Genomic DNA, 24,069 nt, shown 5'->3' with positions numbered 1-24,069 from the left:
GACGCTCCCTCCGTGTGACGACACGACAATCGCTACCTCTCCGGTGGGTGTACGGAATTGGGCGGGGCTGTGGTCAGTCCGAGACTCGGACCAGAAGTTTGCCGAAGTTCTTGCCCTGCAGCAGCCCGAGGAACGCTGCAGGTGCCTGCTCGAGTCCGTCGACCACTTCTTCGCGGTACGTGAACCGCCCGTCGGCCAACCAGCGCGACACGTCCGTCTGGAACTGGTCGTGCAGGTCGTCGCCGAAGTCGTAGACGATGAAGCCGCGCACGGTGAGGCGTTTGACCAGGACCTTGGAGAAGAACCCGGGAAGCCGGTCAGCGCCGTCCGCAACGTAGGCGTCGTTGTACTGGGCGACCAGACCGCAGACCGGCACTCGGGCGAAATCGTTCAAGAGTGGAAGAACGGCCGACGCCACCTCGCCGCCGACGTTCTCGAAGTACACGTCGATGCCGTTCGGTACCGCGGCCCGCAACCGGTCCGCGAAGTCGGGCGCCCGGCGGTCGATCGCAGCATCGAAACCGAGTTCGTCGAGCAGGAAGGAACACTTCTCGGGCCCGCCGGCGATTCCGACGGCACGCGCCCCGCGCAGTTTTGCGATCTGTCCGACCGCGGACCCGACAGGTCCGCTTGCTGCGGCAACGACAACCGTCTCGCCGGGTTTCGGTTTTCCTATCTCGTGCAAACCCGCGTATGCGGTGAATCCGGGCATACCGAGAACGCCGAGGGCGGTGGAGACAGGAGCGGCGGCGGGATCGAGCTTGCGGACGTCGGTGCCGTCGACCACGTCATGGGTTTGCCATCCCGAATCCGACAACACGATGTCGCCGGGCTTGAAGTGGGGGTGTCGAGAATCGAGGACCTCACAGACCGTGCCACCCACCATCACTGACCCGACGTCGACGGGGTCGGCGTAGGACTCGCCGGCGTCCATCCGACCCCGCATATAGGGGTCGAGCGAGAGGAACTTCGTGCGGAGCAACAGCTGCCCGTCGCGCGGATCGGGGGTGACGCAGGATTCGAGACGGAAGTTGTCGACTGTGGGGCTGCCGATGGGGCGCGAGGCGAGAACGATTCGTGACGAGCTGATGGCCATGACGACCTTTCGGAGAAAGATTGAGGCAGAGAAATGGATGACCGCGGACGTCACGGTGACGGACCGCAGCATGGGATTCAGGAACACTCGGCAACCACTGATGTGAGGTGGCTGATCAGTTCGGTGGCGTGTGTGCGGTCGATTTTTCCGCTGGCATTGTGGGGGAGTGCGTCGATGATGACGAATTGTTCGGGGACGGCGTAGTCGGGAACACGGCCGTGCAGTTGCGCTTTGGCGTCGCTTTCGTCGAATGCGTGCCCGTCGCGGAGGACGACGCCGGCGACGATACGTTCTCCCATCACCGGGTCGGGGAGGCCGACCACGACGACCTCGGCGATTGCGGTGCTGTGTGCCAGGAGGTCCTCGAGCTGGGTGGGAAGGATCTTCTCGCCGCCCCGGTTGATGACTTGATTGATCCGGCCGAGCAGCCGCAGTCTCCCGTCCAGGTCGACGGCTCCGACGTCGCCGGTGCGGAGCCAGTGCCCTCTGAACGCGTCTGCGGTGGCGTCGGGTCGCTTCCAGTATTCGAGCATCCGCATCGGTCCGCTGACCCACACCTCGCCGGCGATGCCCACCGGCACCTCATTGCCTTCTGCGTCACGGATGGAGCACTGCACACCTGCCACCGGGTAGCCGACCGTGTCGCCGTGATCGATGATTTCCGCGGCGGGCAACAGATGGGTCGCCGAGGTGAACTCGGTGAGGCCGTAGACGTGGAAAAGGTTCAGCTCCGGCCAGCGCGCGAAGAACTCAGTGCTCCACGCCGGTGGCATTCCGGCACCCCCGACGAGGGCGTTCCGGCAGGAGCCAAAAATTGTGTCAGCGTGCTCGGTGAGCATGAGCATGCGGTAAATACTAGGGACGGAGGCGAGGTGCGACGGTGGTCTCCGGGTCATGGCGTCGATGGCGGCAGTGGTGCGGAACCGCGGCACGAGATCGACCTGGCCGCCGATCACCAGCATGAATCCGAGTTGGTCGACGTAACCGGTGTTGTGGAACAGCGGAACCAGGATGGTCGAGACTGCGCGGTCGTCGAATGGCATCCACGGCACGTATACACTCGACGAATCGACGAGCGCGCCGTGAGATATCGAGGCAGCCTTGGGGTTTCCGGTGGTGCCGGAGGTGAAGCTCAGCAGGGCGAGGGTGTCTCGGTCCTCTGTGCTGGGGGCGTGCCAGCGAAGATCGGTGGGCATCCCGGTGAACGCGTCGGCGATGTCCCCCGAGCCCAGCGAGTGTACGGGAGTTCCGGATTCGGCGATCCGTGCGGTGGTGAACACCTCAAGTTGGGTGCGGTCGACGAGGACGATGCGGGGTTCGACGAGGTCGATCAGTGGCCGGAGTTGTTCAGCCCCGAGCCGAGAGTTCAAGGGCACGATCACCGCACGCATGCGCAGCACCGCGAGGAAGGTTACTACCCAGGCCGGAGTGTTGATGCCCGAGAGGACGACCCGGTCTCCTGGCCGGACACCGGCCGCGGATAGACGTGCGGCGGTGCTGTCGATGAGTGAGAGGAGTTCTGCGTAGCTGATTTCGGTGTCGAACGAGGATACGGCGATCGCGTCGGGGGTGTGGTGCGCCCAGTGTTCGACGTAGTCGGTGATGCTGTTGGGTGGGTTGCTCATGAGGGGACCGTCTGTGTGGTGACAAGCTCGACGAGCGAGGATTCGGTTCCGGCAGGTTCGGTGTAGTGGGGGTCGAGTGCGGCGAAGAATTCTTCCGCCGGCACTGCCGCCTCGGGGGTGACCACACCACGGAGCGAGACGTCGCCGCGGGCCAACAGTCGGAGTGCGACGGCCGCGGGGACGGCGGTGGCACCGGCCATCTTTTCTGGTGCCCAGCGGGTGATGCCCGCCGCGGCGATCGTCTCGACCCCGTCTCGGGTGCCCCGGGCCCAAGCGAATACAGGTGGGAGCCGGCGGGTGCGGGGAGCGTCGGTCGGTCGTGGCGGGGTGCGGTCCATCGCCACCGCGGCGTGGTCGGCAGTGATCCGGCCGGATTCGACGCCGTCCATCAGGTTGGTGACGTAGTCGAAGTACCAGTCGGGACCCGACATGACGTTGACGCAGCGCTGCAGACCGGGGTAGGTGCGCGGCAGCGTGACGGCCTCGGGATGCCCGATGGTGCGCACCACGACGTCCCCGATGCCGGGGTAGTGGATCGGGAGGGTCTGCAGGGGCGCCACATCCACCCATTCGCCGCTTTCGACCGTCCGGATGGTGCCGGTGCACTGGTGCACCACGTGCAGCATGGCGGCCTGGGGGTGATCGCTGCCGGCGTCAGAGGCGATCCCGACCAATGCCCACCCGGTCAGCAACTCGTGAACTTCGTCGAGTTGAGCGGCGGCCTTAACGGCAAGCACGTTCGACACGCCCGGGCTTGCGCCCATCCCGATCAGCGCCGTTACATCCGCAGCCTTGGCTGCCTCATCGAGGTCGAATGCTTGAAGGGTCGGCTCCCAGTCGTCATTGATGTCGACGTACTGGCAACCCGACTCGATCGCCGCCTTCATGATCTTGGTGCCGAACCGCGTGTACGGTCCGAGAGTGCTGAGCACGCCCCACGCACCCGAGAACAACGGCCGTGGATCGTCGCGGTCGGCATCGAACTTCACCGCCGAGACCCGCGAACCCAGTTCGGCCGCCAGCGACTTCGCCGCTGCGATGTTCAAGTCGGCGATCACGAGTTCAGTGAACTCGTCGAATTCGGCGGCGGTGCGGACCGCGCGCGAACCCATGGCGCCGGCTCCGCCGACGAATACCACCCGCATGTTATTTCTCCAATTCACCTTGATCAGGTTCTTCCGGGAACATCGTGGACCGGCCACATCGGTCGGCGCCGACCAGCTCTTGTGCCTGCCGGCGCAATGTCAGTTGGGTTGTGGTCGGATCGCGACGAAATCAGACTTCTTGTACAGCCGCGCCTGCCACCAGAACTTCGGAGTCAGATCCGGCCACAATGTGTCGACCCGGCCGTCCGCGGACTGGTACCAACTGCTGCAACCACCGGTCACCCACACCGTCTTGCGCATCTTTTTCTGGGTCTGCTCGTACCAGCGGGTCTGAACGTCGAGGTCGAGGTCGAGGGCGACGCCGCGGGAGCGGAGCAGCCGTTTGACGGCTTTGGTGATATACCGTGCCTGCGCTTCGATCATGAACACCACCGAGTTGTGGCCGAGGCCGGCGTTCGGTCCGAACATGATGAACAGGTTCGGGAAGCCGTGGGTCGCGACACCCAATTTGGTTGCGGCCCCGTCCTTCCAGGCGTCGGACAACTCGATACCGCGGCGACCGAACACCTTCATCGGCGCCAGGAAGCTCGTGCCGGTGAATCCGGTGCCGAAGATGATCGTGTCGACCTCGTGCTCTTCACCGTCGGTGGTGACGATCGAGTGTGGCCGAATCTCGGCGATGCGCTCGGTGACGAGTTCGACGTCGTCGCGCTGCAGGGTGGGGTACCACTCGTCGGAGATGAGGCGGCGCTTGCATCCGGGGTCGTAGTCGGGGGTGAGCTTGGCGCGCAGTCCCGGATCGGGCACCTGTTCGGCGAGGAATTCGAGGGCTTTCTCGCGGTAGTTCTCGACCGCCTTCGGGTGGTTGCCGAGGAATCCGCGGGAGAGGGTTTCGAAATCCCAGTAGGTGCGCCACCGCTCGAATCGTTGGAGGAGGGGGAAGCGTCGGTAGAGGCGGCGGGTGCGGGGGCTGATGGGCTGGTCGCCGCGTTCCGTGACCCAGTGGGGTGAACGCTGGAAGACGTACAGCTTCTCGGTGTCGTTGGCGATTTTCGGGACGAACTGGATCGCGCTCGCGCCGGTGCCGATGACCGCGACCTTCTCGCCGTCGAGGTTGTGGTCGTGACGCCACTGCGCCGAGTGGAAGGAAGTTCCTTCGAAGGACTCCAATCCCGGAATCTGTGGAATCGAGGGTTGGCTAAGAATGCCGACACAGCTGATGACAGAACGTGCGGTCACGGACTCACCCGAGGTGAAGCTCACGGTCCAGTTCAGGGCGCTGTCGTCGAACCGGAGTTCGGACACTTCGGCGCCGTACTTGATATGTGAGTCGATCTCGAAGTCTTTGGACACCTTGACCAGGTAGTCGTGAATTTCGTTCCACGGACTGTAGGTCCTGGTCCACTCCGGATTCTGAGCGAATGAGAACGAGTACAGAACGCTGGGAACGTCGCACGCTGCCCCGGGATAGGTGTTGTCGCGCCATGTTCCTCCTATGTCATCGGCACGCTCGTAGATGACGAAGTCCTCGATCCCGGCTTCCTTCAGTTTGATCGCTGCGCAGATCCCGGAGAATCCCGTTCCGATGATGGCGATATGGTTGTCGGTCACTGTGGTGTTACCCATGATCGCTCCTTCTGTTTCCGTGGTACGGGTTTCGGTCATGCGCCGACATCCTTGGTCAGGGTTGCGTGTATCGCTGCAAGAGAATCTCGACCGTGCCCCGCAGCCTGTGCGGCGCGCAGATTTTCCAGCAACGCGGTGTTGAGGTGCGCGGGTTGCCCGGAATGCTGGATCGACTCGGTGATCATGGCGACGGCCTTCTCGTACGTGTCGACGGCTGCCTGATCGGTCGTATAGTCACCGGAGACGATCTCGCGTGCGCCGTTTTCGATCTCGGTCCTCAACTGCTCGGTCCACCTGAGCGCGTAGGGAGCGAGCTTGTCCGCCGTCATCCCCGACCGTGCGGCATACGCGGTGGCTTCATAGAACGCCCCCATCGCAACGCAGAAGAAGCTGCCGGTGATCGCAGTGTCGATGACATTGGCGTGCTCGATCTGCTCACCGACAAAGGCGGTGCCGGAACCCAACGACATCAGAACTGGACGGTGCGCATCCCACACGGTTTCAGGGCCCGCGACCACGACGTCAGCATCTGTTCCGATGGCTCTGGGGTAGGCCAGAATCGCACCGTCGAGATACCTGAAACCGCTGGGGGACAGATGATCCCGCAGCTCGATAGCTGCTGCCGCATCTCCGGTCGTCAGGTTCAGAACCGTCGCAGCCGGGCGGTGCGAGTCCCCGTCGATCTCGTCCAGCACGTCGCGGACCGACCGGTAGTCGGACAAGACGATGACGGTCAACTCGCTGCCGGCCAGCACTTCGGTGGGGGTCTCTGCTGTCGAGGCACCCAATTCCGCCAACCGTTCCGCCTTGGACGCCGTGCGGTTCCATATGGTGACCGAATGGCCGGCCGCGAGAAATGCTTCGGCGATTGCGGACCCCATGAGGCCGAGTCCGAGAACTCCTATCCGTGCCATACGTTCACCCTTTCCGCTGATCGCGCGTTCACAGCTGAATCCAGGTGGTCTTGAGCGAGGTGAACTTTTCGAGTCCGTGTTCGCTCTTGTCGGCGCCGTGCCCGGATAGCTTGCGGCCGCCGAAGGGCACGGTCAGATCGCCTTCTTCGAAGCAGTTGACCCAGACGATTCCGGCGTCGATGCGGCGTGAGACATCATGGGCTGTACGCAGATTCGTGGTCCAGATTCCGGACCCGAGTGCGTACTGCGAGTCGTTTGCCAGCGCCACGGCCTCGTCGGCGCCGTCGAACGTTGTCACCGAGAGCACAGGGCCGAAAATTTCCTCCTGAAACAACGCCTGCTTGGGGGCGACACCAGTGAAGACGACCGGATCGAAGTAGAACCCGTCGCCACCGGCGATGTCGGGGGACCCGAGTTCGAGGGTGGCACCTTCTTGGACGCCGCGTCGGACATGAGCGGCGACATCCTTGCGATGCTTGGAGCTGGACAGGGGACCGATCACCGTCTCAGGGGCAAAGGGGTCGCCCACCTTCTTGGCGGCGATCCGTTCGATCACGTTGCTGACGAATTGCTTCTCGATGCGCTTGTCGACGATCAGACGCGCACCTGCAGTGCACATCTGGCCGGCATTGAAGGTGATCGCCCATGCGACCGACTCTGCTGCTGCGTCCAGATCCGCGTCGGCGAACACGATGTGCGGGCTCTTTCCACCCAATTCGAGATACACGGGCTTGGCGTTGGAATCGCCGGAGTAGTGCATCAGCTGCTTTCCGACACCCGGTGAGCCGGTGAAGGTCAGGCAGTTGACGCCCTCGTGACGAGCCAGACGCGATCCGGCCTGTCCACCAGTCCCGGTCAGTACCTGCAGCACCCCGGCGGGCAGACCTGCGTCGGTACCGAGCTCGGCGACCCGAAGCAGCGACAACGGGGACTGGATGGCGGGTTTGACCACAACACTGTTCCCGACAACCAGCGCGGCCGCGATCTTCCAGCTGCTCAGCGTCATGGGGAAGTTCCACGGGGTGATCGCGGCGACCACACCAACGGGCTCGCGCGTGACCAAGGCGACTGCGTCGGCGAGTCCTCGAGGGGATTCGTCGAGCTGCTTGTCGGCAAGCTCGCCGTACCACCGGTACGTCTGCTCCGTGGTCTTCAGCTCGATGTCGCGGGCGTCGAGAACGGGCTTGCCCATTTCGAGGGCGACCAGTGCCGCGAGCTCGTCACGGTTGTCGTGAATCAGATCCGCCCACCGCTGCAGTACTTTGCCACGCTCACGCGCCGCGATCCGCGACCAGTCACCGCGTTCGAAGGCAGCCCGTGCACCAGCGACAGCGAGGTCGACGTCGTCGTCGCTGGCCAACGGTACCTGAGTGACGGCGCTTCCGTTGCGCGGGCTGATCACATCGTGAACGGAGTCGCCAGTGCCTTCTCGCCACCCCCCGTCGATCCACATCGCGGTCGGCAGAACCAATTCGCCGACGTACTGTTCCCACTCTGCGTGTGTCTTGGGTGTCTTGGCCATTACGAAAGCACTTCCTCGGGTACGGATCCGCCGAGGCCTGCAATGGCTCCAGACGGGTCGATGGTGTCTGCTGCGACATGAACGGGGGGTACTCGGCCGGCCCAGGGCGCGGCCTGCTCGAGTTCTGAGGCCAGCGCCAACAAGGTGTGCTCAGCGCCCTGCGCGGCGGCGAACTGACCACCGACCGGTAGACCGTCGACCATACCTATTGGCACCGAGATCGCCGGCTGACCAGTGACGTTGAACAACACGGTGAAGGGCGCGTGTTCGAAGATCTCGCGGATCCACGATTCGGCGCTCCAACCCGGTTGGTTTCCGCGCATGCTCCCGACGCTCCAGGCGGGTGTGGCGACCGTCGGCGTCATCAGGACGTCGTACTCGTCGGCGAAGAAACCGGCCGTGCTCCGCGTGATGTCGTTCTGCCAGGACCGGGCCTCCGCGACATCGGTCCAGCGAAGATCGAGGCCGCGGCGGGCGCATGCGGCAGTGGAAGCCTCGACACGTGCCAGCGATGCTTCAACATCGTCGCTCCCGCTGATTTCCTGGATAGTGCGGCCGATCGACGCGGAGAAGAAACGGATGTTGAGTTCGAGAAGCAGCGAGCCGTCGACGGTCGGCTGCGCGAAGTCGACGTGGTGGCCCAGGTGTTCGAGCACCTGGGCCGTTGCCAGGACCTGTTCGACGACCCTCGGGTCGACGGCAGTACCGAACGGTGACTCTGTGCTCACCGCGATCCGAAGAGGACGCCGAGCATTGATGAGGGCATCGGAATACCGACCAGGTGGGCGAGCGACCAGGTAACGGTCGCCGGGAACACCGCCGTGCACCTCGTCGAGGAGTGCGGCAGCATCGCGCACCGTGCGGGTGATTGCGAACTCGCTCGTCAACCCGAAGAGGGGTTCGTCGGCATCTGGACCGACCGGTGTCCGGCCCCGGGTCGGTTTGAGACCGACGAGCCCGCACAGGGCCGAGGGGATACGGATTGAACCGGCCGCGTCGTTGGCGTGCGCCCAGGGAACTGCGCCCGACGCGACGAGCGCGGCTGATCCACCACTGGATCCACCGGCGGTGCGGGTGGGATCCCACGGGTTGCGGGTTGGTCCACTGACAACTGGCTCGGTGGTGCAGCTCAACCCGAATTCCGGGGTGGAGGTGCGGCACACAGTTGCCAAACCTGCCCTGCGCCAACGTGACATGAGATCGGAGTCGGCAGAGGCAACGAAATCACGGGTCAGAGCGCTGCCGGATTGGGACGGAACACCCTGCGCGGTGAGCAACAGATCCTTGACCGCAAACGGGACGCCCGCGAACGGGCCCCGGATGTCGTAGTCGAGTGGGTTCTCGAAAAGGGGGCCGACGACCGCGTTGAGGCTCGTGTTCACCGTCTCGATCGCTGTAGCGGCAGCCCGCCATACCTCACCGACCGAGACGCTTCCGGAGCGGATCAGGTGACGCAATTCGGTTGCGTCGGCTGCGGCGTACTCACGCAACTCCACGGCGCCCTCCCAGATCTGCTGCTGCCTGGTCGATGAACCAGTCAAAGATTGCATCCTTGTGCCGCCATTCCGGATGCCACTGCACTCCGACGACAGGTTCGTCGCCGTACTCGATCGCTTCGACGACACCGTCGGGTGCCCAGCCCGTCACGGTAAGACCGGTGCCGACGGTGTCGACGGCCTGATGGTGGAGGGAGTTCACGTTCGCGGTGCGGCCGTAGATATTGAACATCGTCGATCCGGTCAGGAACTGAACAGTATGCGTCTCTTCCTCGACCGGCTGGCCTGGCTGTTGATGATGAAGTTCCTGCGTCGGGAGGTCGGGTACGAGAGTGCCGCCGAGTGCGACGTTAAGAATCTGCATTCCACGGCAGATACCGAGCATCGGGATTCCGGCGTCGAGCGCATCGCGGATCAGAGCGATTTCGTATTCGTCGCGAAGCGGATCGATGTCGCAAGCATCCACAGGGTCGCCGCCCCAGCGCACCGGGTCGACGTCCTGGCCGCCGCTGATCAACAGGCCGTCCAGGCGGTCGATCAGATCCCGGCCGGTGGACTCGTACGGAAGTTGCACCGGTAGACCACCGGCGGCGGCTACCTTGGTCGCAAAATCCGAGACATGGACGTCGAACTGCTTCTTCTTATAACGGGCTTCCATGTCGACGCGAGTTCCTTGCCAACGACGCCCAGAGATACCGATGAGTGGTCGCACGATGCTTCCTTCTGTCTCTACTGATCGAATTCGACTACGACGCGGGTGATCCCGCCCCGACGCATGGCGTCGAAACCGTCGTTGATCTCGTCGAGTCGGATCCGTTCGGACACCATCTCGTCGAGCCGGAGTCGGCCCTGGAGGTAGTAGTCGACGAACCGCGGGATGTCGACCATGAATTGGTTCGATCCGAACAGGGATCCCTGGATGCGCTTTTCCTTCATGAAGAATTCCGACGACGGGATGCGCAGCGGCTGCTCGTCGGGGATCATGCCCAGAATCGTTGCCACGCCGCCCGGCGCGAGCATGGTTACGGCTTGCTCGGCAGTAACACGGACTCCGATCGCCTCGAACGAGTAGTCGACTCCGCCGCCGGTCAGCTCGCGCACCGCCTCGACGGAATCGACTTCACGGCCGTTGACCGTCGAGGTCGCACCGAAGAACTTCGCCTGATCGAGAGCGTGTTCGTTGACATCGATGGCGATGATCTGGGAAGCACCGGCAAGACGGGCGCCTTGGATCGTCGCGATCCCGACACCGCCGCACCCGATGACGGCGACAGTCGATCCCGGCTGTACCTGCGCGCCCCGGAATACTGCTCCCACGCCGGTGACGATCGAGCAGCCGAGAAGGCACGCCCGGTCGAAGGGCATGGCCTTGTCGATCTTGACGACACCGTTCTCGTGAACCAGCATGCTGTCGGCGAAGCCGCCGAGTCCGCCCATCGTTCCTACCGGCCGGCCCGCTGCATTGGTGAGCTTGGGGCGTGGCCTGGTCCTCAGTGCCTGGTGGTTCAGGCACAGGGACAGTTGGCCGTTGGTGCAGTAGCGGCAGTACCCACAGAAGATGGTGGCGCAGGTGACGACGTGATCACCCGCCCGGACCGACGACACCTCGCTACCGACCGAGGCGACGACACCGGCGACTTCATGCCCGAGAACCTCTGGCAAGTCGGTGCGCCAGGTCGCATCGATGTAGTGCAGATCCGAATGGCACAGCCCTACCGCCGCGGTACGGATGACGACCTCACGTGGTCCGGGTTCGTCCATGGTGAGGTCTTCGAGCTCGAGTTTGCCCGGAGCCGAATTGAGCACTGCCGCTCTCATAATGAGCTTCCTGCCGATCGTGGTGTTTGCTGTCAGATGTGTTCGAAGTAGCGCTGAAGTTCCCAGTCGGAGATGCCGGCGTCCGGGTCGCCGCCTGTGGTGTGGAACTGCAACCACTCCCACCGACGTGTACCGGCCCAGTAGTCGACCAGATCCGCTCCCAGGACCTTTGACAACAGGGTGTCGGCGACCAGGATGTCCGTAGCCGCGGACAGGCTCGTCGGGATCTTCGGTACGGTTCCGGCGGGCAGCCCCCACGCCATGACATCGCATTCGGGTCCCGGATCGATGTGCTGGTCGAGCCCGATGATGCCGCCCGCGAGGAAGGCGGCGAACGCGAGATAGATGTTCACATCGGCCGAGGGAACTCGGTACTCGACTCGGGTCTGCTTGGCATCGCGGCAGATCGCACGCACTGCCGTCGACTTGTTCTCCACGCCCCAGGTGATGGTGGTGGGCGGGCCGTCCAACTCTACGAGGCGCTTGTACGAGTTGATCGTCGGGAACTGGAACGTCGTTGCGGCCGGCAATGTCTCGAGCACTCCACCGATGAAGTCGGTCATCGCCTGCGACGGACGGTGCGGGTTGTCCGGGTTGTGGAAGGCGTTGACCCCATCACGTTCGAGGGACAGATTGATATGCGAGCCCTGACCGTACTGGTCCGGTGCCCAGCGTGCCATGAAGGTGACCGTGCGGCCCAGTTCGTACGCGACAGTACGCATGGCCTGGCGGGTCCGCACGTACAGGTCAGCGGCGGTTACGATGTCAGTGGGGGAGATGTTGAACTCGATCTGTCCGATCGAGGACTCGTCGGCCCAACCTTCCCAGGGGATTCCGAGTTCGTCGAGTCGACGGGCAACCGCATCCATGTATTCGGTGAAATCGCGCGAGCGGCTCAGCACGTAGACGGCACCCGACGAGCCACCCAGCGGGTGTAGATTCTTGAAGCCCTGGGCGCGGGCCTGCTCGATCGACTCCTCGAAAACGGTGGCCTCGATCTCGATGGCGGCCTTGCCGGTATACCCACGCGCAGCCAGTTCCTCGACCATTCGCTTGAGGGTGGACCGTGAACAGACTGGGAGCGGCACGCCGTTCTGGTCGGTGATGTCACACAGCACAGACCCCAGACCTTCAAGGGAGGGGTCCACGACGAGGGTGCTCGGATCCGGTCTCAACTGGATATCGCGGAGTTCACCGCGCCAGTCACCGAAATCGAATCCCAACTGAGGAATGTTGGCCATGTCCACACCGAAGACGATGTCTGCGAAACTGAATCCGCCACCGTGAGCGCCCGAAATGAACTTTTTCGGGGCGAGATGCTTTCCGATCAGGACACCGTCGAGGCTGAGGGTTTCCGCCCGAACGGTGCGGATGGAATGCTGATCGACCCACGCCGTCGCATCGAAATTGTCAGACATCGTAAACCGCCTTCATAGATGCGCCGGTGACAACAGACCATTCACGGAAGGTGCCAATGATGGTCAACTTGCCCGCGAACAACGAATCGTGGAATGTCTCCAAACCGCCGAGGATGCGGCGCAAATCTGCTGCCGCACCGTGAATCTCATAGGGTCGTGCGCTGTCACCGACGAGCACTTGGTCGCCCGAGTCGGTCGCGACGAACTTCAGTGCCGGCATGCCGGGGAGATTCTTTGTCAGTTCCCAGAATTCGGCTGCGACATCAGGCAGCTCGGGTAATTCCGGCTGAAGTACTGCGGCGATCGCTGCCGCCGCGGGCTCCACGTCGTCTTGGCTCCCAACGAGGCGGCGAGTTGCCGGATCCACGTCGACGATCAGGTCCATGTCCGTTGCCAGACCACGGTGCACCCGGATCTCCGAGGCGCCCGAAACTATTGTCGCCCTCTGGAAATCGGAGGCCGAGCGAACGCCGACGACAGCGGGCAGGGTGGACAGCAATTCGATGCCGGCCGGCGTGCCTGCGGACCGGCGCAGCGCTGTGGTGATGGCGCGGACAAAGGGCGTCGCGTCGTCCTCCCGGACGATCGGGGGAGTGGTGGCGGTGCTCATTTTGCTCCAAACAGAGTCTGTGCGACCATGGTCGTGCTGATCTCCCTGTCCTCGAGGAGGATGTGAGGATCGTTCATCTCGTACGCGCCGAGGAACGGCGGGCACACGTCGTAGCCGAGGAGTCGCTGGACCTCTTCGGAGTACTCGAGGACTTTCTCGCGAGGGATGGCGAGGTACTGGTTCTCCTCCTGCCGCAGGTTGCCCAGATCGAGACCGATCGTGAGGCCGGTGCGCGGCTGGTCGGACCGGTTGTGCCCACCGCCGTGATAGACACCGCCCACCCAGATCAGTGCAGATCCGGCTGCCATCACCGTGGGAATCGCTTCGGACTCGAGGGGGGTGCGCTCGTCGTCCCAATGGTGGCTGCCGGGAATGACCATCGTGCCGCCGTTCTCCTCGGTGAACTCACTCATCGCGAGCATCAGCTGGACGCGGCTGTGAGGGCCGGGGTGGCGGCGAAGGTGGATCGCGTCGTCGCGGTGGAGGGGCTGTTTACCCTGACCCGGGTGAATTTGGATGGCCTGGCTGATACTGATCTGAATGGTGGGCGTGATGTCCATCCACCCGTCGAGATACACCTTGACGGGCTTCTGCATCAGCGCGCGGGCGGTCTGGAGATACGACGGCTGGGTGACCACCGTTTCCATGTGGTTACTGCGGGCAAACAGCGACGAGATACGACGGGTCTTCTTGCCGAGGTACTCGTCGGCTCCGCCGGGAGCCTTGTCGAGGTCAGGTCCGAGATCGTCCCACAGCCCGGCAAGGGTCTCGTCGTCGATGAAGTTCTCGACGATCACGCCGCCCTCGCGGTCGACGATCTCGACGATGTGTTCTACCGGGGTGTCGTTCGGAACAGTCTGCAAGGCCGCCATCTGTTCATCTCCTTGTGTGTCAGGACCATGCGTCGCGCATGATCGGGTAGGGGTGCGTCTAGGGCAGAAGTTGCGTGGACAGTGCGGGTAGCGACTTGTCGCCCAAACCTGCTTCATGGGCTCGTCGCAGGTCGGCGACGAGGGGAGCAATATGCAGGTCGCGGTGTCCGGCGAGAACGCTCATCGCTTCCGCTGCCATCTCGGTCCCGCGCCAGTGCACGTCGATATCGGCCTGATCGGTGTCGAACTTGCCCGCCCGCATTTCGGCGACCGCGATAGGGATCTGGTGTCGGAGCAAAGCGACCAGTTCGAGTGCCACCCGTTCGATGCTCTCGAACGAAACGTTCTCGTGCCGCGCGAAGACAGCCGACTCGACGAATGCACCGATAGCCGTGTGATAAAAGTTGATGCACATCGCCATGTCGATCGCCGCCGCCACTCCGACGGATTCCCCGGCGTACCAGGATTTGCCTCCCAGTTCAGTGAGCAGTTCGCGATTGCGGTTCCACACCTGTTCGGACCCCGAGTAGACGATTCCGAGGTCTTTGGTGCCGACCGCTTCGGGGTAGTCGGGAATGATGCCGTCGAGGTATTCGGCGCCGGCGTCGTGGAAGAGTTCTTGCAGCTCACCCGCTTCGCGTGGCACTCCCGTCGACAGATTCACGATGGTTCGGCCCTTCACCGCGGACACCGCTTCAGGAGTGTCGAGCAATGCGCGAACCGCTGCATTGTCCGACAGGCAGATCACCGACAGGGGACTGGCAGCAAGCGCGGTCGCTGCGGACGGCGCAGGCTCGGCCTGAAGTCCCACATTCCTGCCCGGCGTCCGGTTCCAGACGGTGGTAGGACGGCCGGCAGCGTCGAATGCCCGCGCCAGTGCGTATCCCATGTTGCCGAGCCCGAGCACCGATACTTCGCTGACCATGGTTCCTCCGCTCAATCCGATGTGGCTCCCGCTCTCGACGAGCGAACGTAGCGATCACATCCTGGTTTGGGTCGTGATCCAAGTCACTCGACTGGGGCGCATGATCAAGCTAGTTGGTCGACTCGTCGGCTGTCAATCCCCTCAGGGCAAATGATTAAGCCGAATGACTTGTGCAATTGATCAACTAGTGGGCCCTGTCCATTAACCGCGTCGGTTTCGTACTTGTCAAGTCGCCCACCCGATGCTCGGAATTGATTACAATGCAACAGTATTCATTGTTACGCAGATGTTTCTACGCGGTAAGGATGCGGTGCCGTTCTCGGCTTCGAAGTGGTCGCGCCGTCCTCGCGTGCCTGTGTAGCCGATCTGGCGAGTCCAAATATTTCCCTTGACAGGAAACTGGGCCATATGGTCAAGTCGGATGAGCTGGCCGCACGGGCCGCATGGGACGTACCTTGTTCCAGCGGTCGTGCGAGGCGTGCTGCTTATCCGGAAGCGTCGGCCTCGTCGTGATCCCACGATCGCGCGGTCAGGCGTGTTCCGGCCCGAATTCTCCGATGAAAGTTGGCACCCGTGTCCGAACCGTACGTCACTGCCCTGACTCCACTGGCTTTCCTCGACCGCGCCGCCAAGACCTTTCCGGACAAGACCGCCATCGTCCTCGGAGATCGACGAGCGACCTATAGCGAGTTCGCAGCAGAAGCCGCAGCACTCGCGCGTGGGCTCGGTCGCCTCGGTGTCGGCGAGCAGGATCGCGTGGCGTATCTCGCTCCCAACGTTCCCGAACTACTCGTTGCGCATTTCGGAGTTCCGTTGTCCAAGGGTGTCCTGGTGGCACTCAACACCAGGCTGGCGCCGGCAGAGATCGCCTACATCCTTGCCCACTGCGACGCCAAGATCCTCGTCGTCCACGAGTCGCTATTGGACTCGATCCGGCCCGTCGCCAGCGAATTGAGACTGTCCACGGTTGTGGTCATCGGAAGCGGCGATATCGCCGGCGTCGATGCCGTCGAATATCGACAGATTCTCAATCACACTTCGGACGAGCCCATCGACTGGACGGTCCGGGACGAGCTGGCGACGATCAGCATCAACTACACCTCGGGCACCACCGGTCGCCCCAAAGGGGTGATGTACACCCATCGGGGCGCATACCTGAATGCGATGGGGGAGCTGATCCATTCTCGGCACACCTCCGACAGCGTTTACCTCTGGACCTTGCCCATGTTCCACTGCAACGGCTGGTGCACACCGTGGGCGATTACCGCCATCGGCGGCACCCACATCTGTCTCGAGGCCATCGACAGCGAGAAGATCTGGAACCTTTTCCGCACCGAGGGCGTCAGTCATTTCAACGCGGCCCCCACCGTCCTGGTGATGCTGGTCAACTCTCCCTCGGCGGCGGCCCTTCCGCAGGCCGTCACGGTGACAACGGCCGGGGCCCCTCCCAGCCCCACCATCATCGAGCAAGCTCGGGCGCTAGGGTTCGAGATCATTCACGTCTACGGCCTGACCGAGACATATGGACCGTATTCGGTGTGCGAAACACAGTCCGACTGGGCCGAGCTACCCGCAACCGAGCAAGCCAGACTCGCAGCACGTCAAGGCGTAGGAATGATCCACACTGACGGGGTGCGGGTGGTGGACAAGAACATGACCGATGTCCCCGCGGACGGGTCCACCATCGGTGAAATCGTGATGCGAGGCAATGGCGTCATGAAGGGATATCTCAACGATCCCGCGGCCACCGAAAAGGCTTTCGAAGGAGGGTGGTTTCACTCCGGTGACCTCGGGGTCATGCATCCCGACGGCTACGTCGAGCTCCGGGACCGTAGCAAGGACATAATCATCTCCGGAGGAGAGAACATTTCCTCTGTCGAGGTCGAACAGGTGCTTGTCTCACACCCGGCCGTTCTCGAAGCTGCGGTGATCGGCGTACCCAGCGAAAAATGGGGGGAACGACCCAAGGCGTTCGTGGTGACGAAGCCAAACGCGCGAGTGACACCTGACGAACTGCGGATCCATGCGGGCACGCGAATGGCGAAGTTCAAGGTGCCCGACGTCATCGATGTCGTTGAGGCACTTCCGAAGACATCTACTGGCAAGATCCAGAAGTTTCAACTGCGAGACAGAGAGTGGTCCGGACACCACACCCGCATCCAAGGGTGAGGTGGCGCAGACCGAAATGACCTTCCGGTTCGGATCCGGTGGACTAGGACGGAGAAGAACGTTGGGGTACTACACGCTCACCGAGCGACGTGCTCAGTTAGTGCGCGCCGCTGCGCGGGTCATCGCGCGTGAAGGGCTGTCCAAGGCCACCACTCGTCGCATCGCGGAAGAAGCGAGCCTCAACCTCGCGGCACTCCACTACAGCTTCCGGTCGAAAGCCGAGTTGTTCGCCGCCGTTCTAGAAAACACCGAGGCCTTTGCCACGGGGCCTTGGGAGTCGAGCAACCCGAACTCGAGTCCACCTCTCGAGGACGCGGTGGCGGCAATGCTATGCGGTTATCAGCAGCTGTTCGACGGAAGCTTGGATGTCGCCATTGCGCAGTACGAACTGTTGCTGTGGGCACTGCGGACTCAGCAGAGCGACAACCTTGCTGCGCAGAGTTTCCGTAAGCACGTGGATGCGGTTGCAGACCGGCTGGCCATATCGGCTCTGGCAGAGGGGATCGATCCGGTCATTTTGGCGGACTACCTGGTCGGGATGCTGGACGGACTGGTCCTCCAGCAAATGGCATCCCACCGGCAGCGCATCGGCGGGCCCGAAACAGCGGCGCTGGCACGATATCTGGTGGAGCTCGCCCGTTCCGTCACGCACATTCGTCGTTTGGAGTCGGAGCAGTACCGTGCAGCACGAGCCTGAGCGGCGGATCGCATTCTGAACAGTGGCAGTGCAGTGCCACTGAAGCGGTGCGGGCATGAGCGATCATGAGCCGGTCAGTTCCCGGGGATTCGGCCTGTGCTGCGCTGATCGATGCTCGAGCGGCCGCGGCGTACCGATCTGAACCGTCCCCCGCTACGAGGCGGCCGCAGCCGTCGAGCAGGCCGCGCTCGCCGAACTGCGTGAACGCCGCCCCGACCGGGCCATCGAAACCACCGTCGAATTCTGGGCGGCGGTCATCCTCGACTTCGCCGAGGTCCCCGCGCACATGATGCCCGCGATGTTCACCTGCGGTCGCACCGCCGGCTGGTGCGCCCACATCCTCGAGCAGAAGCGTCTCGGCAAGCTCGTCCGCCCGGCCGCTATCTACACCGGACCCGCGCCCCGCACTCCCGAGTCCGTCGAGGGCTGGGACACAATTTCGCACAGCAGTAGATAATTCGGCACGCGGTCAACACCTTTGGCCCCGAGATCTGCAGATCTCGGGGCCAAAGGTGTTGGTAGATGCTTCAGCGATCCGGATCGAGTGTGGCGGTCTCTCAGATGCGCTTGAAGAGTGCCGCGAGGGCCTGGCCGCCGCCGATGCACATGGTGACGATGCCCAGTTCGAGGTCGCGGCGCACGAGGTCCTTCGCCAGGCGCAGGCTCAGGATTGCGCCGGTCGCCCCGACCGGGTGACCCAGCGCGATCGCACCGCCGTACGGGTTGGTCTTCTCCGGGCTGAGCTTCGCGTCCCGGATCACCGCGACCGCCTGCGACGCGAACGCCTCGTTCAACTCGATCACGTCGATGTCGCCGGGGGTGGTGCCGGTCTGCTCGAACAGATTCGCCAGCGCCAAAACGGGGGCGTACCCCATCAGACCCGGGTCCATCGCGGCCGTCGCGACGGCCTCGAGCGTGACCAGCCCGGTCAGACCCTTCTCCTGCGCGGCGGACGCCGTGGCCAGCACCAGCGCCGCGGCACCGTCATTGATGCCGGACGCATTGCCCGCGGTCACCGAGCCGCCCTCCTCGAACGCCGGCCGCAACTTCGCCAGCGTCTCGAGAGTCGTGTCGGGCTTGGGGTGCTCGTCGACCTCGACCGTCTTCGGGCGTCGCCCTCCGATCTTGACCGGGGTGATTTCCTCCGCGAACGCGGCCTTGGCCGCTTCCGAGGCGGCCCGGCGCTGGGACTCAACCGCGAACTCGTCCTGCTGCTGCCGGCTGACGTCGTACTTGCGGGCGACGGCCTCGGCGGTGCGGCCCATGTGCACCCCACCGAACGGGTCGGTCAGGATCGCGACCGTGCCGTCCACGAGCGTGCGGTCGCCGAGCTTGTAACCGGACCGGGCGGAGAAGTCGTAGAACGGCATCCGCGACATACTCTCGTCGCCGCCAGCGAGGGCGAAGTCGACCCCACCCCAGCGCATCTGCTGCGCCGCCGACCACACCGCCTGCAGCCCGGAACCGCACAGGCGGTTGACGGTGTACGCCGGTGTCTTCTCCAGAAGTCCCGCGGCCAGGGCCACGCGGCGGGCGTTGTAGGCGTCCGGTCCGACCTGACCGATGCAGCCCATCACCACTTCGTCAATGTCCTCACCCGGCACCCCGGCACGGTCCAGTGCGGCCGTCGCGGCGGTGGCACCCAGTTCGTGGGCAGGCACGTCCTTGAACGCACCACCGAAGCTGCCGATCGGGGTCCGCGCGCCGTCGACTACCACGATCGGTTCAGGAGAATTCATGACGTGCCCTTCCGTATCGGTTATTTTGCAAGCAGGTTGTTTCGTGTCGTGTCCGCATCGCCGGTACAGCGCAGCGCCACTCTGCCGCCCTAGGTGTTGCGGGTCATGACGTTGTAGACACCACCAGGGGCTGACGAAGGCGGACGGGCCTTCCGACGGCAGGATGGGAAGTACCACCAACTCACCCAGCTCAACCGAAAGAACCCGTCCATGCTCCACCGTAACGCCCCGCTGTCCGTCGAAGGTCGCCGCCGTCTCGTGGAGCGGTGCCAGACCCGTCCGCTGTCCCATGTCGCCGCCGAGATGGGGATCTCCCGGTCCTGCGCCAGCAAATGGATGGCCCGCTACCGCGAACACGGTGAACTCGGTCTGCTCGACCGCCCCAGCATCCCGCACCATCAGCCCACCGCGACCCCGGCCGAGACCGTGGCGCGGATCGAGACCCTGCGACGGACCCGCAAGTGGTCCGCAGCCCGCATCGCCCACGAACTGGGCGCCGACGGCATCACCATCTCGGTGCGCACCGTCAGCCGACACCTCGCCCGGCTCGGGCTGAACCGGCGCAAGTTCCTCGACCCGAACGGCGAGAACAATCGCCAGCCGCGCCGGATCATCGCCCGCTGGCCCGGCCATATGGTGCACGTCGACATCAAGAAAGTCGGCCGGATCCGAAGACGGCGGTGGCTGGCGTGTCCACGGTCGGGGCAGCGAGCAGGCCAAGAAGGTCGAGCGCGCCAAGGTCGCCGGTGCCCGCGCCGGCTACGTCTACCTGCATTCGGCGGTCGACGGATTCTCCCGTCTTGCCTATACCGAGGCGCTGTCCGACGAGAAAGCCGTGACGGCAATCGGGTTCATGCACCGGGCGCGGGTGTTCTTCGCCGCCCACGGCATCGTGCACATCCACCGGGTCGTCACCGACAACGGGTCCTGCTACCGGGCGAAGGACTTCGCGAAGGTACTGCACGGTGGCCGGCATCAGCGGATCACCCCGTACACGCCTCGTCACAACGGGAAGGTGGAGCGCTACAACCGGATCCTGGCCGAGGAGTTCCTCTACGCCCGCGTCTGGACCAGTGAACGGCAACGCGCCCAGGCGCTACTAGTGTGGAATGTGCACTACAACTATCATCGCCCGCATACTGCCGTCGGTAACCGGCCGCCCGCGAGCAAACTCCGGACCGGTGTCACCAACGTCATGACCTCATACACCTAGGCAGGTCGGTAGAAGCCTGCAGTTCCTCCGCCATCGATGGCGTACAGCATGCCGTTCGTAAACGACGAGTCGGGGCCGAGCAGGTGTGCCACTGCTTTCGCGACCTCGTCGGGCAGTGCGAATCGGCCCATGGGAATGATGTCGCGATAGAACTCAGCTTCCCCCGGCGCGGTATTGTCGAAAATTCGTGTCGCCATCGGGGTTTCGACGAATGATGGGCATACCACATTGGAGCGCACGCCCTGCACGCCGTGGTCGAGCGCCATGCTCTTGACCAAACCCACCACTGCATGCTTCGCGGCGCAGTATGCCGCGTAGCCCTGGGCGCCTTCGGTGCCGGCATCCGATGCGATCGCGACGAAGGATCCTCGGGAGGTGATGAGGTGTGGAAGGGCACCCTTGGCCAGGTTGAATACTCCAGACGCATTGACCGACAGGCTTCGCTGCCAATCCTCGAAATCGAGATCCAGAACGCCGCCAACGACTTCGATTCCCGCGCAGGCAACTGCGCCCGTGAGGTGACCCCAATGGGAGACCGTCTCGTCGACGGCGGTAGCCACAGCAGCGGTGTCGGTGACGTCGCCTTCCCAGGCAAGCGCCCTGCCCCCACGTGAGTTGATTTCGTCCGCGAGATCGGTGACGGCAGCGCCGTTGCGGTCGAACCCTGCTACCGCATAGCCACGGTCGGCGAGCAGCGTTGCAGTGGCGCGTCCGATTCCGGATCCGGCGCCGGTCACGAAGACCGTTGTGGAGTTACTCATTCGGCTTCCTTCTCCTGTGATTCGCCACCGCTTGCAAACTACGTATTGGTCGATTCGACTGCGACTGTCGTGATCTCGATCAGCGGCTTCTCGGTTCCGTGAGGCTCGGTGTACAGCGGGTCCAGTTCGGCGAAGAAGAGGTCTGCTGGGATCGCTTCTTCGGGTGTGACGACCCCGCGCACCTTGATCTCGCCCCAGGCCAGCAGGCGCAACGCGACCGCAGCCGGGGTGCCGGTCGATCCTGGCATCTTGCCGGTCGGCCAACGGTTCATACCGCCCACCGCGATGGTATCGACGCCGTTCTTCTTCCCTGATGCCCATGCCCACAACGTGGGTGTGTGAGGTGTAGAAGGAGCATCCGCAGGTCGCACCGGCGGCTCCTCCTCCATCAGAATGGCGGCATCCAGTGGAGAGAGCCGACCGGCATCGACTTCCGCCATGCGTGCGGCCATCTGGTCGAAGTACCAAGCGGGCCCGGCCATTACGTTGACGCATCGCCGCAGACCCGTGAAGGTGCGCGGGAGGGTGATGGCTTCGGGATGGCCGATGGTACGGACAGCAAGGTTTCCAATACCCGGATAGAACAGTGACAGCTCCTGCATAGGCCGGACGTCGGCCCATCGACCGTCTTCGATGACTCGGATCGTCCCAGTGGTCTGGTGCACGAAGTGCACCATGGCTGCGTCGGGCCGCTTGCCTGGGGCGTCCGATCGCGTTCCGCTCAGGTTCCACGCAGTGATGAGTTCATGTACCTCGTCGAGTTCGTCGGCAACCTTCGCCGCGAGCACGTTGGTGACACCGGGGCTCTGGCCCATGCCGATCAGTGCCGTGACTCGCGCATCCTTGGCGAGTTGGGTCAATTCCAGCGCCTCAAGGGTCGGCTCCCAGTCGTCATTGATGTCCACATAGTGACAGCCGGAGGCGATCGCCGCACCCATGATCTTGGTACCGAACCGGGTGAACGGGCCGAGGGTGCTCAGTACACCCCATGCGCCGTCGAACAGAGCGCGGGCGTCGTCGGTGTTCGCGTCAAACTTGACCGCTGAAACCCGAGGTCCGAGTTCTGCTGCAAGCGACTGGGCCGCTTCCAGATTGAAGTCGGCAATGACCAATTCGGTGAACTCGTCGAACCCGGCAGCGGTACGCACTGCCCTGCTGCCCATTGCGCCTGCGCCACCGACGAATACAACACGCATGATTTCTCCACCCCACTCAGGTGACTATCTCGTCACGACCGTCCCGGTACACTAAGGCTAACTTGGTCAAACAGTCAAGACGTTTGGCCCACTTTTGTTTCATGTGAGCTCCTATTTCTGGCGGTGTGGCACGCTGCATTGCATCCGGGTGATTGCTTTCGCGCGGACGGGTCGTGCACGCGGTCATCGAGTTCATCTCCGGCCCACTGCGCAGCGCCCGCCGCGGCGACTACCGCATCCTGCTCCGCGTCGACGACGAACGCTGCACCGTCCTGGTCGTCGACATCGACCACCGCGCCCACATCTACCGAACCTAATAGCAGCACCGACCCCGCACACACCATGACTGACAAACCGGCAGGCGACCGTTTTGCGTGTTTTATCCCTTTTGTAGGTTCTCGGTTTCGGTGTCAGTTTGTCGATTCATGTCCGTTGCTTGTCAGCGCCGTGTCGATTTCTCAAATTCGTGTCAGCTGGTGACCGTGGTCGTCGTCGACGACCACCCGTTCTTCCGGGATGGTGGCTGCGCCGACGGCGGGGCCGGCCTTGACCAGCGTGCGGCTGCGGCGTGGGTGGTCCTCGATGAGGGTGTCGAGAGTCCAGGCCAACAGGTCGACGTCGAGGAGCATGCAGTGGCCGTAGCGGAGTCGGGTGCTGGCGGCGAGGTTGGCGGCGGTCCAGAGGATGCCGGGCGCGGGTGACGGCGTAGTCCTCGGGCACGGTGGCGGGCATGTAGGTGCCGTGGGCGTCGAGTGTGGCGGTCATGATCGCGGGCCTCTTCCTGGTGGTGGTGATCGGTTGCGGCTCGGGGCGTTCGGTGTGCCTGCCGAGCCGCAACCGAGGTGTCGGGGCTGATTGGTCGTGTCTTCTTCTGTCAGCCGGAGACCAGTGGGGCGGCGGTGGTTTCGCGGTCGGCATGCCCGGCCCCTATCCCAGAGAGTTCCGCGAGGACGTCGTTGCGGTTGCTCGCAGCCGCGAGAGCGGCGTCACCATCAAACAGATCGCCGCCGACTTCGGTATCAGCGAAGCGACGTTGCAGAACTGGCTCCGTCAAGCCGACGTCGAAGACGGTAACCGTCCCGGCCAGACCGCCGCGGACGCCGCCGAGGCGCGGGAGTTGAAGAAGCGGATCCGGTTGCTCGAGCAGGAGAACGAGGTCCTCCGCCGTGCGGCGGCGTATCTGTCGCAGGCGAACCTGCGGCTTGGTGGCTCCCCAAAATGACGTACCCGCTCGTATCTGAGCTCGCCGACGCGGGGATCCCCGTG

The 24,069-nt window shown here is 63.7% G+C and carries 20 protein-coding genes and 3 pseudogenes; 6 read left to right on the top strand and 17 right to left on the bottom strand.

The window, feature by feature from the left end; all coding sequences use genetic code 11:
* Positions 1-73: 73 nt before the first annotated feature.
* The 13 genes from ABFT43_RS21970 to ABFT43_RS21910 form a co-directional block, all read right to left on the bottom strand.
* Positions 74-1,096: an NADP-dependent oxidoreductase gene (locus ABFT43_RS21970; protein ID WP_347962378.1), complete on the bottom strand. Its 1,023-nt coding sequence runs from the start codon at positions 1,094-1,096 to the stop codon at positions 74-76.
* Positions 1,097-1,173: 77 nt separating this feature from the next.
* On the bottom strand, positions 1,174-2,721 hold the full coding sequence (locus tag ABFT43_RS21965; protein WP_347962377.1) for a class I adenylate-forming enzyme family protein: 1,548 nt from the start codon (positions 2,719-2,721) through the stop codon (positions 1,174-1,176).
* Positions 2,718-3,866, bottom strand: coding sequence for a saccharopine dehydrogenase family protein (locus ABFT43_RS21960; RefSeq protein ID WP_229580532.1), 1,149 nt, complete (start codon positions 3,864-3,866; stop codon positions 2,718-2,720). The genes ABFT43_RS21965 and ABFT43_RS21960 overlap by 4 nt, the downstream gene beginning before the upstream one ends.
* Positions 3,867-3,965: 99 nt before the next feature.
* Positions 3,966-5,453: a flavin-containing monooxygenase gene (locus tag ABFT43_RS21955; protein WP_347962376.1), complete on the bottom strand. Its 1,488-nt coding sequence runs from the start codon at positions 5,451-5,453 to the stop codon at positions 3,966-3,968.
* A gap of 35 nt (positions 5,454-5,488) precedes the next feature.
* Entirely contained in the window at positions 5,489-6,388 is a 900-nt protein-coding gene (locus ABFT43_RS21950; RefSeq protein WP_308188082.1) for an NAD(P)-dependent oxidoreductase, read from the bottom strand.
* 7 nt (positions 6,389-6,395) lie between these two features.
* Complete coding sequence (locus ABFT43_RS21945) at positions 6,396-7,889, bottom strand: aldehyde dehydrogenase family protein (protein ID WP_347962375.1); 1,494 nt, start codon at positions 7,887-7,889, stop codon at positions 6,396-6,398.
* Positions 7,889-9,439 carry an amidase gene (locus ABFT43_RS21940; RefSeq protein ID WP_347962374.1) on the bottom strand — a complete coding sequence of 517 codons (1,551 nt, stop codon included), beginning with the start codon at positions 9,437-9,439 and terminating at the stop codon, positions 7,889-7,891. The genes ABFT43_RS21945 and ABFT43_RS21940 overlap by 1 nt, the downstream gene beginning before the upstream one ends.
* Positions 9,372-10,097, bottom strand: coding sequence for a gamma-glutamyl-gamma-aminobutyrate hydrolase family protein (locus tag ABFT43_RS21935; protein WP_347962373.1), 726 nt, complete (start codon positions 10,095-10,097; stop codon positions 9,372-9,374). Before ABFT43_RS21935 ends, ABFT43_RS21940 begins: the two co-directional genes overlap by 68 nt.
* A 17-nt stretch (positions 10,098-10,114) precedes the next feature.
* Entirely contained in the window at positions 10,115-11,203 is a 1,089-nt protein-coding gene (locus ABFT43_RS21930; RefSeq protein ID WP_229580542.1) for a Zn-dependent alcohol dehydrogenase, read from the bottom strand.
* Positions 11,204-11,235: 32 nt separating this feature from the next.
* Entirely contained in the window at positions 11,236-12,621 is a 1,386-nt protein-coding gene (locus ABFT43_RS21925; RefSeq protein ID WP_347962372.1) for a glutamine synthetase family protein, read from the bottom strand.
* Positions 12,614-13,231, bottom strand: coding sequence for a hypothetical protein (locus tag ABFT43_RS21920; protein WP_347962371.1), 618 nt, complete (start codon positions 13,229-13,231; stop codon positions 12,614-12,616). Before ABFT43_RS21920 ends, ABFT43_RS21925 begins: the two co-directional genes overlap by 8 nt.
* Entirely contained in the window at positions 13,228-14,103 is an 876-nt protein-coding gene (locus tag ABFT43_RS21915) for a phytanoyl-CoA dioxygenase family protein (RefSeq protein ID WP_347962370.1), read from the bottom strand. Before ABFT43_RS21915 ends, ABFT43_RS21920 begins: the two co-directional genes overlap by 4 nt.
* A 58-nt stretch (positions 14,104-14,161) precedes the next feature.
* Positions 14,162-15,028 (bottom strand): NAD(P)-binding domain-containing protein, encoded by an 867-nt coding sequence (locus ABFT43_RS21910; RefSeq protein ID WP_347962369.1) that lies wholly within the window; start codon positions 15,026-15,028, stop codon positions 14,162-14,164.
* 573 nt (positions 15,029-15,601) lie between these two features.
* Between ABFT43_RS21910 and ABFT43_RS21905 the strand changes: the two genes are divergently transcribed.
* The 3 genes and pseudogenes from ABFT43_RS21905 to ABFT43_RS21895 form a co-directional block, all read left to right on the top strand.
* Positions 15,602-17,197: a long-chain-fatty-acid--CoA ligase gene (locus tag ABFT43_RS21905; protein ID WP_347962368.1), complete on the top strand. Its 1,596-nt coding sequence runs from the start codon at positions 15,602-15,604 to the stop codon at positions 17,195-17,197.
* A 1-nt stretch (position 17,198) separates the two neighbouring features.
* Positions 17,199-17,894 (top strand): TetR/AcrR family transcriptional regulator, encoded by a 696-nt coding sequence (locus ABFT43_RS21900; protein ID WP_347962367.1) that lies wholly within the window; start codon positions 17,199-17,201, stop codon positions 17,892-17,894.
* A gap of 148 nt (positions 17,895-18,042) precedes the next feature.
* A pseudogene (locus tag ABFT43_RS21895) lies at positions 18,043-18,351 on the top strand (citrate/2-methylcitrate synthase); the annotation flags it as partial.
* A gap of 100 nt (positions 18,352-18,451) precedes the next feature.
* On the opposite strand, the gene ABFT43_RS21890 reads toward ABFT43_RS21895, so the two are convergent.
* Entirely contained in the window at positions 18,452-19,633 is a 1,182-nt protein-coding gene (locus ABFT43_RS21890; protein WP_347962366.1) for a thiolase family protein, read from the bottom strand.
* A 210-nt stretch (positions 19,634-19,843) separates the two neighbouring features.
* Between ABFT43_RS21890 and ABFT43_RS21885 the strand changes: the two are divergent.
* A pseudogene (locus ABFT43_RS21885) lies at positions 19,844-20,846 on the top strand (IS481 family transposase).
* Here ABFT43_RS21885 and ABFT43_RS21880 read toward each other — a convergent pair.
* Complete coding sequence (locus ABFT43_RS21880) at positions 20,843-21,607, bottom strand: SDR family NAD(P)-dependent oxidoreductase (protein ID WP_347962365.1); 765 nt, start codon at positions 21,605-21,607, stop codon at positions 20,843-20,845. The pseudogene ABFT43_RS21885 and the gene ABFT43_RS21880 overlap by 4 nt on opposite strands.
* 38 nt (positions 21,608-21,645) lie before the next feature.
* The gene (locus ABFT43_RS21875; protein WP_347962364.1) at positions 21,646-22,803 is read right to left on the bottom strand and encodes a saccharopine dehydrogenase family protein; all 1,158 of its coding nucleotides are present in this window, start codon (positions 22,801-22,803) and stop codon (positions 21,646-21,648) included.
* A 173-nt stretch (positions 22,804-22,976) separates the two neighbouring features.
* Between ABFT43_RS21875 and ABFT43_RS21870 the strand changes: the two genes are divergently transcribed.
* Positions 22,977-23,120, top strand: a complete 144-nt coding sequence (locus ABFT43_RS21870; protein WP_229580845.1) for a type II toxin-antitoxin system RelE family toxin — start codon at positions 22,977-22,979, stop codon at positions 23,118-23,120.
* A 141-nt stretch (positions 23,121-23,261) separates the two neighbouring features.
* Here ABFT43_RS21870 and ABFT43_RS21865 read toward each other — a convergent pair whose 3' ends face one another.
* Positions 23,262-23,432 carry a hypothetical protein gene (locus ABFT43_RS21865; RefSeq protein WP_347962363.1) on the bottom strand — a complete coding sequence of 57 codons (171 nt, stop codon included), beginning with the start codon at positions 23,430-23,432 and terminating at the stop codon, positions 23,262-23,264.
* 287 nt (positions 23,433-23,719) lie between these two features.
* On the opposite strand from ABFT43_RS21865, the pseudogene ABFT43_RS21860 reads away from it, so the two are divergent.
* Positions 23,720-24,069, top strand: a pseudogene (locus ABFT43_RS21860) (transposase); the annotation flags it as partial.

It is taken from the genome of Gordonia aurantiaca (genome assembly GCF_039939235.1).
GTDB lineage: Bacteria > Actinomycetota > Actinomycetes > Mycobacteriales > Mycobacteriaceae > Gordonia.
This window is presented reverse-complemented; position numbering and strand designations above follow the sequence as displayed.